Genomic DNA, 16,224 nt, shown 5'->3' with positions numbered 1-16,224 from the left:
ATGGGAAAGATAACAGGATTTTTAGAGTACGAGCGACAGGACGAAGCTTATATAGAGCCAAAAAAAAGGATTACTAATTATAAGGAATTTACCATTCCGCTTGAAGAAGAAAAACTTAAGGATCAAGGAGCGCGTTGTATGGATTGTGGTATTCCATTTTGCCATAGTGGTTGTCCGCTTGGTAATTTAATTCCAGATTTTAACGATAAGGTTTATAAAGGCAAATGGAAAGAAGCTGCTGAGATTTTACACAAAACCAACAATTTCCCTGAGTTTACAGGTCGTTTGTGTCCTGCACCTTGTGAAGAAGCTTGCGTTTTGGGCATAAACGAAGACCCAGTATCTATAGAGAATATTGAAAAAAATATTGTTGAAACGGCCTTTAAGGAAGGATGGATTGCTCCACAACCTCCTAAAATAAGAACCAACAAAACGGTTGCTGTAATTGGGTCTGGACCAGCAGGATTAGCAGCAGCACAGCAACTCAATAGAGCAGGACATTCGGTTACTGTTTTTGAACGCGATGAAAAAGTTGGCGGATTGTTGCGTTATGGTATTCCAGATTTTAAAATGGAAAAGCAGATCATTGATAGACGTATTAAAGTTTTAGAAGACGAAGGTATTGCGTTTAAAACCAATGCTCATGTGGGTAAAAATATAGATGCCAACAAACTAAAACAAGAGTTTGATGCTATTGTGCTGTGTGGTGGAGCAACTGTAAGACGCAGTATTCCAATTCCTGGATCTGATTTAAATGGTGTAGTCCAGGCGATGGATTTCTTAAAAAAGAATAATGAGTATGTGGATGGCTTAAAGGATTTTAATGACATCATTTCTGCAAAAGACAAAAACGTCATTGTTATTGGAGGAGGAGATACAGGAAGCGATTGCATTGGAACATCTAACCGTCATGGAGCAAAATCGGTAACGAATTTTGAAATTTTAAGCAAGCCAACAGAAGGTCGACCAGCGCACCAACCATGGCCTTATTGGCCTATGAAGCTAAAAACAACATCCTCTCATCAAGAAGGTGTTGAGCGTTTCTTTAGTATTTCAACTAAAGAGTTTCTTGGTGATAAAGATGGCAATTTAAAAGGCTTAAAAACGGTTGAAGTCGAATGGCTATTTAAGCCAGGTGAGCGACCACAATTAAAAGAAATATCAGAAACCGAAAAAACTTGGGATTGCGAACTAGCACTTTTAGCCTTAGGGTTTACAGGTTCTGAAAAAACATTGGCAGATCAGTTTGGTTTAACTATGGATTTTAGAACCAACATTGAAGCCTCGACAAAAGATTATGCAACTAATGTGCCTGGCATATTTGCGGCAGGAGACATGCGTCGTGGGCAATCTTTAATTGTTTGGGCAATTTCCGAAGGTCGTCAAGCTGCGCATCATGTGGACACCTATTTAATGGGAGAATCTTCTTTACCCTTAAAGGATGACAATGATTTACCAAGAGTATAAGATTTAAAAGGGAAGTCACTAGTTTTAGGGTTATGGCATTAATACTAGTGCAATAAAAAGCATCTTATTTAAGGTGCTTTTTTCTTTTTAATTTGGAAACTTCTTTCGAATATCATCCAAACACAAATTATGAATACTTCCAATATGAGAGTGTTCCTTTCCTAAATCGGGTTGGTAAGTTCCTGCTTGTACTTGGCTTCCAATTTTTTGGTATGCTTCTCTAAAACTCATACCATCAACCACTAAATTATTAATACTATCTACTGTAAATAAGTATTGGTATTTTTCATCGTTGAGGTCAATATCTTTTACAATGATTTGCTGAATGGCATAATTAAAAATGTCTAATATATCTTTCACATCTTCAAACGCATTGATGATATTTTCTTTCAATAATTGAAAATCTCTGTGGTAACCGCTTGGTAAATTGTTGGTAATCAGCAGCATTTCAGAATGTAAAGCCTGAATTTTATTGCACTTGCCTCGAATCAATTCAAACACATCAGGATTCTTTTTGTGTGGCATAATACTACTCCCTGTGGTTAATTCATCTGGAAACGTAATAAACCCAAAATTCTGACTCATATACAGGCAAATATCCATAGCAAAACGTGCCATAGTATTGCATAGTCCACCTAAGGCACTAGCAATAGCACGCTCGCTTTTTCCTCGGCTCAATTGTGCCGCAACCACATTGTATTTTAGTGTAGAAAAACCTAGTTCTTTAGTAGTAATATTTCTATCAATAGGAAACGAACTGCCATAACCAGCAGCAGAACCTAAAACATTTTGGTCTGTAATTTTTGAAACGGCATTTAAGACATAAACATCATCGATTAATAATTCCGCATATGCAGAAAACCATAATCCGAAAGATGAAGGCATCGCAACCTGCAAATGTGTGTAACCAGGTAAAAGTTTCGTTTTATGCGTTTCTGCAAGGCCTAAAAGTGTATCGAAAAACGTCTTTGTTTTATGATTAATGATCTGAAGATTTTCTTTATAGTAAAGTTGAAGCGCTACTAAAACTTGATCGTTTCGAGAACGAGCGGTGTGGATTTTCTTCCCGACGTCGCCTAATGTTTTAGTGAGTTCGTGTTCAATTTTAGAATGTACATCTTCAAACGACTCTTCAATTACGAATGTACCTTCTTCAATAGATTCGGCTAATACTTTTAAACCTGTTTTTAATTGCTCTAATTCATCAGAAGTAATAATTCCGATAGCTTCCAACATGATGGCATGCGCTAAAGAGGCTTGCACATCGTATTTTGCAATATGTATATCGATTTCTCGGTCGTTTCCAACGGTAAATAATTCTATTTTTTTATCTATTGAATAGCCTTTGTCCCAAAGTTTCATACAAATTCCTGCGAAGGCAGGAATCTCTGCCTCCTTTTTTAGTTAATCTTTTTATTCTTTGTCATTCCTGCGAAGGCAGAAATCTATTTTTAAATTTCAGTTTGTGTGTGGATTCCTGCCTTCGCAGGAATGACAGCACCTTACAATACCTTTTCCAACAACTTAATATATAAATCAACACCTTCCTCAATCTCAGCTAAATAAATAAACTCATCTGCTGTATGCGAACGTGTACTGTCTCCAGGTCCTAATTTCAATGATGGACAAGTTAATACAGATTGATCAGAAAGCGTAGGCGAACCGTAAGTTTCTCGTCCTAATTCAATGCCTGCTTTTACCAAGTCGTGATTAATTGGAATTGAGGACGAATTTAATCGTAAACTTCTTGGTGTAATACTTGTGCAAGGCGATTTCTTCGCCAAAATATCAGCAATTTCTTTGTTAGAATATTTATCATTCACACGTACATCAATCACTAAATCCACTTCAGCAGGCACAGCATTGTGTTGTTTACCTGCATTGATTTGTGTAACAGTCATTTTTACATCTCCTAAAACTGGTGATTTTCTCTCGAACTTATAATCCTTAAACCATTTTAAAACATCAATAGTATTGTAAATTGAATTGTCATTATTAGGATGAGCAGCATGGCTAGCTGTTCCTTTTACTTTAGCATCAAAAACCACCAAGCCTTTTTCTGCAACAGCCAAATTCATCAAGGTTGGTTCACCGACAATTGCAACATCAATTTTAGGGATGATACTTAACATGCTATTCAATCCGTTTGGCCCACTACTTTCTTCTTCTGCAGATGCCACAATAACTAAGTTATAGTTGAGGTCTTTTTTATCGTAAAAATAGGTGAACGTTGCAATTAAAGAGACTAAGCATCCACCTGCATCATTACTTCCCAAACCATATAATTTGCCGTCTTCTACAATGGCCTTAAATGGGTCTTTAGTGTAGCCGTTGTTCGGTTTTACAGTATCGTGATGTGAGTTTAATAATAAGGTTGGTTTGCTGTCGTCAAAATATTTGTTGGTAGCCCAAATGTTGTGATTGTTCCTTTTAAAAGGCACATTGTGAGTTGTAAACCAATTTTCAATGAGTAAAGCGGTGTTGTCCTCCTCTGATGAGAAAGACTGCGTTTCTATCAATTGCTTTAACAAAGCAATAGCCTCTTGGGTTAGTTTTTGAATCATTGCGTTATGGTTGTGTGTTTGATTGTTGTATTGAAAAGCATGTCTGATTTTCCGATACAAACTTTTTGAACATTTTGATTTGTAGCATGAAAGCAATTATCTAATTTGGGTAGCATTCCTTCAAATATGATATTGTTTTCTTTTAATGCTTTATAACTTTCTGTGTTGATGTTTTCTATCACTGAATCCTCATTTTCGACATCTTCAAGTACTCCATTTTTCTCGAAACAATAATATAATTCTGTGTTGAAAATTGAAGACAGACCAATAGCTAATTCTGAAGCAATCGTATCTGCATTCGTATTTAATAATTGTCCGTTTTCATCGTGAGTAATTGCACAAAAAACAGGTGTGATGTTATTATTAAGTAAAACTTCTAAAGCATTTGTATTTACTTTTTTTACATCGCCAACAAAACCGTAATCGATGGTTTTAATAGGGCGTTTTTCTGAAATAATCGTATTGCCATCTGCACCAGAAAAACCAATAGCATTACAATTGTTGGCTTGTAATTGTGCTACGATATTCTTGTTGATTTTACCAGCATAAACCATGGTGATAATATCTAAAGTGTCAGCATCAGTAATGCGTCTGCCTTCGTTCATTTGCACAGGAATGTTCATTTGTTTGGCCAATTTTGTTGCCAATTTGCCGCCTCCATGCACCAAAATTTTAGGACCAGAAATGGTTGCAAAATCTTTTATGAATGTAGCCAATGCTTCTTCATTATCGATGATGTTTCCTCCTACTTTTATGACTTTTAGTGTTTTCATCCCATCCTAACCTTCCCAAAGGGAAGGGAATTTTATAGTTAGAGACCTGCTAGGTTTTAAAAACCTGCGAGGTCTTATAATTTTTCTAAAATCTGCTTCAACACCACTTGCGCAGCATACGTTCTATTATTCGCTTGTTGAATCACTACGGATTGTTCGTTATCCAAAACAGCATCTTCAACCACAACGTTTCGTCTTACAGGTAAACAATGCATAAATTTTGCCTTGCCTAATTTGGCTTTTGTCATCATCCAATTTTCATCTTGATTGATTACTTTGCCGTAATACTTATAACTGCTCCAGTTTTTTACGTATACAAAATCGGCATCTTTTAAAGCGTCTTCTTGATTGTGACTTATTGGTGTGTCTTTAGTGATAGCTTCACTTAATTCGTAACCTTCAGGATGTGCGATGGTTAAATCTACTTCCATTCTTTGCATCATTTCTACAAACGAATTTGCAACAGCTTGAGGTAGCGCTTTTGGGTGTGGAGCCCAAGATAAAACCACTTTTGGTTTTACTTTTTCAGTGAGCTCAGTAATAGTAATAGCATCAGCCAACGCTTGTAAAGGATGTGCTGTAGCACTCTCCATATTTATTACGGGAACTGTAGCATATTTTTGAAAGCTATTTAACACATATTCCGATTCGTCCTTCGCTTTGTCTTGTAGCGTAGGAAAGGCTCTCACAGCAATAACATCTGCATATTGTGAAATCACCTGAGCTGCTTCCTTAACGTGTTCAGATTTATCCATATTCATTATGGTACCATCTTCAAACTCTAAATTCCAGGCATCGTTGACGTTTAAAATCATGACATCCATACCTAAATTTTTTGCTGCTTTTTCGGTACTTAATCGTGTTCTTAAACTCGAATTAAAAAAGAGCATCACTAAGGTTTTATGTTTTCCTAAATCTTGAAATTCAAAAGGATTCATTTTTAATAAAATGGCATCCTTAATAGTTTCTGAAAGGTTAGAAATGTCTTTTATTTTGGTGTAATTTTTCATCTCTGATTAAAGGCTATTTTAATTCTTTTTCTAAAGCTTCAAAAAACACATCAATATGTTTCTTCTGAATGGTTAATGGCGGAAGTATTCTAATTAAATTAGGATTCTTTGCGCTTCCTGTAAATATATGATGATTGAAAATGAGCTTTTTACGAAGTTCTGCAATGGGAAAATCGAACTCTAAACCTAACATTAATCCTCTTCCTTTAATCGACTTTAGTTTTGGTAAAGACTTGGCTCTCTCTTGAAAGTAGTCTGAAATAGTTTTAGCATTTTCCATTAAGTTTTCCTCTTCCAAAACATCTAAAACTGAAAGCGTTGCAGCACAAGCTAAATGGTTACCGCCAAAAGTGGTTCCTAATAACCCAAATGACGCTTCAATGGATGGGTGAATCAAAATTCCCCCAACCGGAAAGCCATTTCCCATGCCTTTGGCAATAGAGATAATATCTGGTGTAATATTGTGCTTTTGATAAGCAAAAAAGTCGCCAGTTCTGCCAAATCCTGATTGTACTTCGTCTGCAATTAAAGCCGTATTGTATTGTTTGCAAAGCTTGTCTAAACCTTGGTAGAATTCCTTTGTGCTTTGGTCCAAGCCACCAACTCCTTGAATAAATTCAACAATAACAGCACAAGTTTCGTTTTGTTTTAAAATCTTTTCGATGGCATCTAAATCACCAAGTTCAACGAAATCAACTTCTTGTTGCGCGTTTATTGGCGCTACAATCTTCGGGTTGTCTGTAGCTGCAACTGCTGCAGATGTTCTACCATGAAATGAATTCTTAAAGGCTAAAATTTTCTTTTTACCATTATGAAAAGAGGCTAGTTTTAAAGCGTTTTCATTGGCTTCTGCTCCAGAATTACATAAAAATAATTGGTAGTCTTTACAGCCAGATAAAGCTTCAAGCTTATCAGCCAATTCAACTTGTATCGGATTTTGAATGGCATTACTATAAAATCCTAGTTTACTAACTTGATTAGAAATTGCAGCAACATATTTTGGGTGCGAATGACCAATAGAAATTACAGCATGGCCACCATAAAGGTCTAAATATTCTTCACCTTTATCATCAAAAACGTAAACGTCTTTAGCGCTTACTGGTGTGATATCGTATAATGGATAAACATTAAATAAACTCATATCTGCTCTTTTTTAATGTTACTAATTTTGTTAAAGGAGGCTACCATACCTTGGATTAAAGACGAACTCAATCCCTTATGTTCCATTTCATTTAAACCTTCAATAGTGCATCCTTTTGGAGTAGTAACACGATCAATTTCTTCTTCAGGATGATGACCATTTGTAATTAATAAACTAGCAGCTCCTTCACTAGTGTACATCGCTAATTCTTGAGCTTCCTTAGCATCAAAACCTAACTGGATTGCGGCTTGGGTTGTTGCGCGGATTAGTCGCATCCAAAATGCAATTCCACTTGCGCAGACTACAGTAGCAGCTTGCATTTGTGATTCTGGTATCGCCAACGTATGTCCTAATCTATTGAATATGGCTTCAGCTATTTGTATACGCTTTGCACCTTTTTCATTACTACATAGACAAGTCATTGACTTTCCAACTGCAATAGCTGTGTTTGGCATGGCTCTGATTATAAATTGATCTGCCCCAACTATGGTTTCAATTTTAGGAATTAGAAACCCTGTAATTGTTGAAATAAGGACATGTTTTTCAGTTAAATGCGGTTTAATATCATTTAATATGTTTTCAAAATGTGCAGGTTGAACAGCAAAAATTATAATATCGGATTGTTTTACCGCTTCAATATTATCGGTAGTTAAAATCACGTTTTTATAACCATCTAAATCTTGAATACCTTTCAAATTTCTTTTGGTTAGATATAGCGTTGTAATAGCGTTGTTAGTGATGAGCCCTTTCGCTATTGACTTTCCTAAATTTCCTGTTCCTATGATTGCTATTTTCATGTTGTTGGTTTTTGTCATTACGAAGGAAGAATGACTGAAGTAATCTTTTTAAGCAGATTGCTTCGTTCCTCGCAATGACTATGTTATTTAAAAATAATTGGCCTTTAATTGTAAACCTTCTGTTTCATCAAATCCAAACATTAAATTCATATTTTGAATGGCCTGTCCTGATGCTCCTTTTAACAAATTATCAATGATGCTTGTTATCAATAATTTGTCTTCATGTTTATGTAAATGAAGGATGCACTTATTTGTATTAACGACTTGTTTTAAATGAATATCCTTATCTGAAACAAAGGTGAAGGCAGCATCTTTGTAAAACTCATTATATAATGCTTTTGCGTCTTCAAGTGAACCTTCAAATTTGGTGTATAGTGTGGCAAAAATTCCTCTTGAGAAATTTCCACGATTTGGCATAAAATTGATATCAGACTTAAAACTAGATTGCAACTGATTTACTGTCTGGTTAATTTCACCTAAATGCTGGTGAGTAAATGCTTTGTAATGCGAAAAATTATTATCTCTCCATGTAAAGTGTGTGGTTTCAGATAAAGATGTTCCTGCACCAGTTGCACCAGTAACAGCGTTAACATGAACATCGTTATAGATTATATTTGCTTTAGCTAAGGGTAATAATGCTAACTGAATAGCTGTAGCAAAACAACCAGGATTCGCAATATAATTTGCGTTTTTAATTGCTTCTCTGTTTAATTCTGGTAAGCCGTAAATAAACTCTTTTTCTTCAAAATTTTTATCTGCCACTAATCTAAAGTCATTGCTCAAATCAATAATTTTAGTTGCATTAGAAAAACTGTTTTTTTCTAAAAACGCTTTAGAATTGCCATGACCCAAACACAAGAAAAGTACATCAACTTTTGGGTTAATTTCACTAGTGAACTCTAAACCAGTTGAGCCTAATAAATCTTGATGAATCTTGCTGACCTTGTTTCCAGCATTTGATGTACTGTAAACAAAATCTATCTCTACTTTGGAGTGATGGATCAATAATCTTATTAATTCTCCTGCTGTGTAACCAGCACCTCCAATGATACCTACTTTAATCATAATTCTGAATTTACTTGCTGGTATATCTTATTCTGATTGCCAAATATTTTAATAAACCCTTTAGCTTCATCTGCTGTCCAACCTTTGTTCTCTTCTCCATAACTTCCGAATTTAGCATTCATTAAATCGTGTTTAGATTTGATACCATCTAGTGAGAAGTGATAAGGTTTTAAGGTCACAATAACATCACCAGTAACTTTGTCTTGACTGCTTTGCAAAAAGGCTTCCATATCTCGCATAACAGGATCTAAATACTGACCTTCATGTAAATGCATACCGTAAAAGCTAGATAAATAATCTTTGTGCTGTAGTTGCCATTTGGTTAATGTATGTTTTTCTAAAAGGTGATGTGCTTTTATTATGATTAGCGCAGCAGCAGCTTCAAAACCTACACGTCCCTTTATACCAACAATAGTATCTCCAACATGAATATCTCTACCTATAGCATAAGCAGATGCTAAATTGTTTAAGACTTCAATATTTACTTCAGGGTTGTTAGCAACACCATTAATGGCTGTTAATTCTCCTTTAGAAAATGTTAGAACTACCTTTTCTGGATCTGAGTGTTTTAATTGTGAAGGATAGGCTGAATCTGGTAATGGTTTTTCCGAAGTTAACGTCTCTGAACCACCTACACTTGTTCCCCAAAGTCCTTTATTAACAGAATACTTTGCTTTTTCCCAAGACATATCGATTCCGTTTTCTTTTAAGTAATCGATTTCTTCTTGTCTGCTTAAACTACCATCTCTAATGGGTGTAATAATCTTAATATTTGGAGCTAAGGTTTGAAAAATCATATCAAAACGTACTTGGTCGTTTCCTGCACCTGTACTTCCATGCGCAATATATTTAGCATCAATGCTTTTTGCGTACTCAATTATTTCAATGGCTTGAATAATGCGCTCTGCACTTACAGACAATGGGTACGTATTATTTTTAAGAACATTTCCGAAGATTAAATACTTAATTACTTTGTCATAATAAGACGCAATAGCATCTATATTCTTATAAGTTGAAACACCCATTTTATAGGCGTTGTTTTCAATCGTTTTTATTTCTTCAGCAGTAAAGCCACCAGTGTTTACGCTTACGGCATGTACATCATAACCTGCTTTGCTTAAACTTACTGCGCAATATGAAGTGTCTAACCCTCCACTATATGCTATAACTAATTTTCCCAATCTGTCGCCAGGCGACATCTTTCCCAAAGGGAAAGAATTGGTTGTTGTATTTTTATTGTTCATCTTTTTTCTCTTTTTTTAAGAACATGCTTTGTTTAATGTTTTTCAATCTTGTCCAAACTTTTTTATCATAAATATGGTTGTGTTGTTTTTTGTCTTTTTGCTTAGAAGGGTCGTATAACATACCTGTACACAAACACATTTTTTGTTCTGTTCTGGTTAAAACATCAAAATTTTTGCAGGTTTGACAACCTTTCCAAAAAGTTGGATCATCAGTTAATTCTGAAAAGGTTACTGGTTTATAGCCTAGTTCGCTATTCATTTTCATAACGGCCAAGCCTGTTGTTATACTAAAAACTTTAGCCTCGGGAAATTTTGTCCTCGAATGATGAAAGATGACTTGTTTAATTTGTTTTGCTAGACCTATATTTCTATAATCAGGATGCACAATTAAGCCAGAATTGGCTACAAATTTACCATGACTCCATGCTTCAATATAACAGAAACCGGCAAATTTATCGCCATCTAAAGCAATAACTGCATTACCGTTTTCCATTTTAGTAATGATATATTCTGGTTGGCGTTTTGCGATTCCTGTACCTCTTACTTTCGCGGCTTCGGCAATGGTTTCGCAAATAAGTTCTGCATAAATACTATGCGATTTATTAGCAATAACAATTTCCATTGTTGAATTAATTAAAAAAATTATCGTTGAATTTTGATCTTGAAAACGGAAATGGACTCACCTAATTCCTAAACTATAGCATACCCTTACGGGCGACGCGGGAAACGGCGACGCACAATAATATCATTATCTCTTAAGATAATTGATGATTGAAAAAGGTATTTAGAATTTGAGTTGTACACAATAAAAAAATGAAATGAATATAGAGTTTGTAGCTAAAAGAAGAATTAGCGACGGCGTTTTTCCAGATTAAGCTCTGTGGGCCTTACGGGTCTATATTTGTGTCTTAGTGTAAACATATAGCTAAACTACATATTTTATATTTATTCTTGGCGCTTAACAGCTTAATTGTAAGAACTTTTATGAATTTCTAATTTTCGGGTATTTAAAAATGTAAATATCTCATTTTTAAGCGCTTTTTAATTAAAGTATATAATCGGTATTTACAAAATTTGATGCTTTAGAGTCTAATAAATTGTTTAAAATAGCATTATTATAAGCATTGTCTTTTGAGGCAACAAAAGTTCTTATTGAAAACGAGCGTAATGCATCATGAACACTTAGTGTAGCTACAGCCGAATCTTTACGACCTGTAAATGGATACACATCTGGTCCACGTTGACACGAACTGTTTAAGTTTACACGACACACTAAATTAACCAATGTGTCAATTAAAGGCGCTAAAGTCTTTACGTCTTTACCAAATAAACTTACTTGTTGTCCGTAATTAGATTCTGCCATATCATCTAAGGGCTCTTCAATATCATTAAAAGGCACTACTGGAATAACAGGTCCAAATTGCTCTTCTTGAAACACTCTCATATCCTTTGTAACAGGATATAAAACCGCTGGAAAAATATAATTTTCTGTTGTTTCTCCTCCTTTTGCATTAATGACTTTTGCTCCCTTTTCAGTGGCATCATCTATTAAATCCTGAATATATGCTGGTTTGTCTGGCTCTGGTAATGGTGTTAATTTTACTCCATCTTCCCAAGGGTTTCCGAATTTGAGTGCATCGACTTTGGCAGAAAAACGTTTGTTGAATTCTTCAACGATAGCTTCATGAACATATAAAACCTTTAGAGCTGTACAGCGTTGACCGTTAAAAGAGGTTGTTCCAGCTATACATTCTGCAATGGCTAGATCTAAGTCAGCATCTGGTAAGACAATCGCTGGGTTTTTGGCTTCAAGACCTAAAACCAAACGTAATCTGTTACTTTTCGGGTGCTGATTTTGCAATGCATTTGCCGATTTACTATTACCTATTAAAGCTAAAACATCCACTTTTCCAGATTGCATAATTGGTGCTGCAACCGTCCTTCCACGACCATAAATAATATTAACAACACCTTTTGGAAAGCTATCTCTAAATGCTTCTAACAAAGGTGAAATTAATAAAACACCATGTTTTGCAGGTTTAAAAATGGCTGTATTTCCCATAATTAAAGCAGGAATCAACAAAGCGAAAGTTTCATTTAACGGATAGTTATAAGGTCCAAGACATAACACAACTCCTAAAGGTCCTCTTCTAATATGTGCGTGGACTCCATCGTGCTTTTCAAACTTTGCACTATCTCTATCCATTTGCTTATAATCTTCAATGGTATCGTAGATATATTCAACCGTTCTATCGAATTCTTTTTCAGAATCCGGAAGGTTTTTACCAATTTCCCACATTAATAATTTTACAACTTCGTCGCGTTTGGTTTTCATTTGTTCAACAAATTTTTCCATACAAGCAATTCTATCTACAACCTTCATTGTTGGCCATAAACCTTGACCTTTATTGTAAGCAGCGACAGCTGAGTCTAAGGCTTTCATTGCCTCTTTTTTTCCTAAAGTTGGTATACTACCAAGAAGGGTTGGTTTATAGTCCTCAGTAGACGAAATTGTAGAATACACCTTAGAGGTTTCTCCTCTCCATGGAATTAATGCTCCATCCACCAAATAGGTGTCTTGATCTACCAATTCTTTAATTTGAAATTGTTCTGGAATATCTACAAATGCTGAAGTCATAATAACTTGGTTTTAACTTTTTTGGTTAGTCATAAAGATACAATAATGCACCTTGTAATTTGGTTAAGCCTATGTTAAGCTATACTAAAAACTGAAATAAATCTGGTTTGTCGTTAAGATAATCTCCATAAAAATTATGAAGTTTCATTTTGGTAATTAACGGCTCTAAATCATCAGGTGATTTTAACTGCAAACCAACTACAGCAACATCATTTTCCCTGTTTACTTTTTTGGTATATTCAAAATGTGTGATGTCATCCGTTGGGCCTAAAATATCCACCACAAATTCTCTTAAAGCACCTGCGCGTTGCGGAAATTTAATAATAAAATAGTGCTTAAGGTTAGCGTAAAGTAAAGCACGTTCTTTAATTTCAGGAGTACGTGTAATATCGTTATTACTTCCACTTATAACACACACTACATTTTTCCCTTTAATTTCTTCTGAAAATTGATCTAATGCCGAAACACTTAATGCACCAGCTGGCTCAACAACAATAGCATCTTTATTATAAAGATCTAGAATGGTTTGGCAAATTTTACCTTCATCAACCATAACTATGTCCTGTAAGTTTTCTTTACAAATAAGGAAATTTAAATCTCCAACACGTTTTACAGCAGCACCATCAACAAAGTTTTCAATAGATTTTAATTCTGTGTTTCTGTTGTTTTTAATCGACGTTAGCATTGAAGGCGCTCCTTTGGGCTCAACTCCAATTATTTTTGTTTGCGGTGATAAAATTTTAAAAACTGAAGACAACCCAGCAGATAAACCACCACCACCAATTGGCACAAAAACATAATGAATAGGATGTGTTTTTGCTTGGTCTATTATTTCTAAACCTACTGTTGCTTGTCCTTCAATAACTTTTTCGTCATTAAATGGATGAATGAATGTTTTATTTAAACGTTCACATTCTTCAATCGCAGCATGGTAGGCATCATCAAACGTATCTCCAACTAAAACGACATCAATATAGTCTTCACCAAACATTTTTACCTGTTCAATTTTTTGATTAGGTGTTGGTGAAGGCATAAAAATGGTGCCTTTTATTTTAAGAAGTTTACACGAAATTGCCACACCTTGCGCATGGTTTCCTGCACTAGCACAAACAATCTCATTTTCTATTTGAGATTCTGTTAATGATGAAATTTTATTATAAGCACCACGTATTTTATAAGAACGTACCTCTTGCAAATCCTCTCTTTTAAAATAAACATTAGCCTCAAAAAGTCTTGAGTATTGTGCGTTTTTAATTAATGGTGTTACAGATGAAACGCCTTTAAGTTTTTCTGCAGCAGCCTCAACGGCTTCAAGAGTTGGCTTATATGTGGTTTGTGTTTCTTTCATGTTTACTTTCCTCGGAAGTGGAAGTCCTATTTAAATTCCTGCTTGTACAAGAATGGTAAGGCTATACCAAAACAGAGTCTGCGGTTTTTACATCAGATTTTATAACTTTCATTGCTGTCATAGCTGCACGTAAACGCTTTCCTACCGCTTCTATTGGATGATTTCTAATGGCATCGTTAACAGCAATTAACTCCACATTATCAACTCCATTTGATTTTGAAAATGACTTACCGATAATTGAAGTATCTACCGTTTTCATAAAATCCGTCAATAATGGTTTACACGCATGGTCGAATAAATAACAACCATATTCTGCAGTATCAGAGATGACACGATTCATTTCAAATAATTTCTTTCTAGCAATCGTATTGGCTATTAATGGCAACTCGTGAAGCGATTCGTAATAAGCTGAGTCTTCAATAATACCAGCAGCGACCATAGTTTCAAAAGCTAATTCTACTCCAGACTTTACAAAAGCTACTAATAAAACACCGTTGTCAAAATATTCTTGTTCAGAGATATGATCTGTAGTTAACGTTGTTTTTTCAAAAGCAGTTTCGCCTGTTTCAGCTCTCCATTTTAATAAGTTAACATCATCATTTGCCCAATCTTCCATCATGGTTTTTGAAAAATGACCAGAGATGATATCGTCCATGTGCTTTTCAAATAAAGGACGCATGATGTCTTTTAATTCTTCAGACAATTCGTATGCTTTTATTTTTGCAGGATTTGATAAACGATCCATCATATTGGTAATGCCACCATGTTTCAAGGCTTCGGTAATGGTTTCCCAACCAAACTGAATATGTTTTGCAGCATAACCTGGTTCTATACCTTCTTCAACCATCTTATCAAAAGATAAAATAGCACCTGTTTGTAGTAGACCACAAAGTATAGTTTGCTCTCCCATTAAATCAGATTTTACTTCTGCTATGAAAGACGATTCTAAAACACCAGCTCTGTGTCCTCCTGTTGCCGCTGCATAGGCTTTTGCCTGTGCCCAACCTTTACCTTCTGGATCATTTTCTGGATGTACAGCAATTAATGTTGGCACACCAAATCCACGTTTGTATTCTTCTCTTACTTCAGTTCCAGGGCATTTTGGTGCTACCATGATTACGGTTAAATCCTCACGAATTTTTGTACCTTCTTCAACAATATTAAACCCATGCGAATAGCTTAATGTTGCCCCTTTTTTCATTAAAGGCATCACCGATTTTACCACATTGGTGTGCTGCTTATCTGGTGTTAAGTTTAACACCAAATCTGCTGTTGGAATTAGGTCTTCATAAGTCCCAACATTAAAATCGTTATCCGTTGCGTTTTTGTATGACGCACGTTTCTCATCTATGGCTTGTTGTCGTAATGCATAAGAAATGTCCAATCCAGAATCTCTCATGTTTAGACCTTGATTTAATCCTTGTGCGCCACAACCTACAATGACGATTTTTTTATCTTTTAATGCTTCTACACCATCTTCAAATTCTGAAGCATCCATGAATCTACATTTTCCTAATTGTTCTAATTGTTTTCTTAATGGTAATGTGTTAAAATAATTTGCCATTGTTTCTAGTTGTTTTTGTTTGAAGAAAAAGAGAATAGCTACTACCTCCTCATTTCTTTATTCTATTTTTTAATTGCTTTATTTAATCTTGAAATGCTCGTAGCATTGTTGATATTTTCATTTCATCTTTAGTAACTGCAACACGTCCTGAACGTGTAAATTGCATAATACCAAAGGCATTTAATTCTCTATATAATAAATCTATTTCTTCCTTTCTTCCAGATTTTTCTATGGCGAAAAACTCCTTATTTACAGTTACAATTCTAGCATTGCTTTCTTTTATTATATTTTGAATTTGACGCTCATCAAATAACAATTCGGATTTGATTTTAAACAAGCACGACTCTTGATAAATGATTTCATCTTCCGTATGATAATACGCTTTAATCACTTCAATTTGTTTTTCAATTTGACCGATAATTTTCTTCATTTGAGATTCAGGAATATTGACCACAATTGTAAATCTAGAAACTCCATCAATTTCTGAAACTGATGTGTTTAAACTTTCAATATTGATATGTCTTCGTTGGAATATAGCAGAAAGCCTATTGAGTAAGCCGATATTGTTTTCCGTATAAACCGAAACTGTAAATTGTTTTATTTCGTTTTCCAT

The 16,224-nt window shown here is 34.9% G+C and carries 14 protein-coding genes; 1 reads left to right on the top strand and 13 read right to left on the bottom strand.

Going from position 1 to position 16,224, the window contains the following annotated elements; all coding sequences use genetic code 11:
* Positions 1–1,467 (top strand): glutamate synthase subunit beta, encoded by a 1,467-nt coding sequence (locus ACFFGA_RS03070; RefSeq protein WP_386059480.1) that lies wholly within the window; start codon positions 1–3, stop codon positions 1,465–1,467.
* A gap of 87 nt (positions 1,468–1,554) precedes the next feature.
* Here ACFFGA_RS03070 and argH read toward each other — a convergent pair whose 3' ends face one another.
* The 13 genes from argH to ilvN all read right to left on the bottom strand — a co-directional run bounded on the left by argH (position 1,555) and on the right by ilvN (position 16,224).
* On the bottom strand, positions 1,555–2,829 hold the full coding sequence (gene argH, locus ACFFGA_RS03065; protein ID WP_386059477.1) for an argininosuccinate lyase: 1,275 nt from the start codon (positions 2,827–2,829) through the stop codon (positions 1,555–1,557).
* Between the two features lie 140 nt (positions 2,830–2,969).
* Entirely contained in the window at positions 2,970–4,031 is a 1,062-nt protein-coding gene (locus ACFFGA_RS03060) for a M20 family metallo-hydrolase (RefSeq protein WP_386059474.1), read from the bottom strand.
* Positions 4,028–4,804 (bottom strand): acetylglutamate kinase, encoded by a 777-nt coding sequence (gene argB / locus ACFFGA_RS03055; RefSeq protein ID WP_386059471.1) that lies wholly within the window; start codon positions 4,802–4,804, stop codon positions 4,028–4,030. Before argB ends, ACFFGA_RS03060 begins: the two co-directional genes overlap by 4 nt.
* 74 nt (positions 4,805–4,878) lie before the next feature.
* Entirely contained in the window at positions 4,879–5,814 is a 936-nt protein-coding gene (locus ACFFGA_RS03050) for an N-acetylornithine carbamoyltransferase (RefSeq protein ID WP_386059468.1), read from the bottom strand.
* 13 nt (positions 5,815–5,827) lie between these two features.
* A complete protein-coding gene (locus ACFFGA_RS03045) occupies positions 5,828–6,955 on the bottom strand; it encodes an aspartate aminotransferase family protein (protein WP_386059465.1) in 1,128 nt (375 codons plus the stop codon).
* The gene (proC, locus tag ACFFGA_RS03040) at positions 6,952–7,752 is read right to left on the bottom strand and encodes a pyrroline-5-carboxylate reductase (RefSeq protein WP_386059463.1); all 801 of its coding nucleotides are present in this window, start codon (positions 7,750–7,752) and stop codon (positions 6,952–6,954) included. The genes ACFFGA_RS03045 and proC overlap by 4 nt, the downstream gene beginning before the upstream one ends.
* Before the next feature lie 87 nt (positions 7,753–7,839).
* Positions 7,840–8,817, bottom strand: coding sequence for an N-acetyl-gamma-glutamyl-phosphate reductase (gene argC, locus ACFFGA_RS03035; RefSeq protein ID WP_386059460.1), 978 nt, complete (start codon positions 8,815–8,817; stop codon positions 7,840–7,842).
* Positions 8,814–9,998, bottom strand: a complete 1,185-nt coding sequence (locus ACFFGA_RS03030) for an argininosuccinate synthase (protein ID WP_386060615.1) — start codon at positions 9,996–9,998, stop codon at positions 8,814–8,816. Before ACFFGA_RS03030 ends, argC begins: the two co-directional genes overlap by 4 nt.
* Before the next feature lie 52 nt (positions 9,999–10,050).
* Positions 10,051–10,683: a GNAT family N-acetyltransferase gene (locus ACFFGA_RS03025; RefSeq protein ID WP_386059458.1), complete on the bottom strand. Its 633-nt coding sequence runs from the start codon at positions 10,681–10,683 to the stop codon at positions 10,051–10,053.
* Between the two features lie 423 nt (positions 10,684–11,106).
* Positions 11,107–12,699, bottom strand: a complete 1,593-nt coding sequence (locus ACFFGA_RS03020; RefSeq protein WP_386059455.1) for an NADP-dependent glyceraldehyde-3-phosphate dehydrogenase — start codon at positions 12,697–12,699, stop codon at positions 11,107–11,109.
* 79 nt (positions 12,700–12,778) lie between these two features.
* Positions 12,779–14,047, bottom strand: coding sequence for a threonine ammonia-lyase IlvA (gene ilvA, locus ACFFGA_RS03015; protein ID WP_386059452.1), 1,269 nt, complete (start codon positions 14,045–14,047; stop codon positions 12,779–12,781).
* A gap of 61 nt (positions 14,048–14,108) precedes the next feature.
* On the bottom strand, positions 14,109–15,611 hold the full coding sequence (gene ilvC, locus ACFFGA_RS03010) for a ketol-acid reductoisomerase (RefSeq protein WP_386059450.1): 1,503 nt from the start codon (positions 15,609–15,611) through the stop codon (positions 14,109–14,111).
* Between the two features lie 82 nt (positions 15,612–15,693).
* Positions 15,694–16,224, bottom strand: a complete 531-nt coding sequence (gene ilvN, locus ACFFGA_RS03005) for an acetolactate synthase small subunit (protein WP_386059447.1) — start codon at positions 16,222–16,224, stop codon at positions 15,694–15,696.

It is taken from the genome of Winogradskyella pulchriflava, assembly GCF_042434315.1.
Taxonomy (GTDB): domain Bacteria; phylum Bacteroidota; class Bacteroidia; order Flavobacteriales; family Flavobacteriaceae; genus Winogradskyella; species Winogradskyella pulchriflava.
This window is presented reverse-complemented; position numbering and strand designations above follow the sequence as displayed.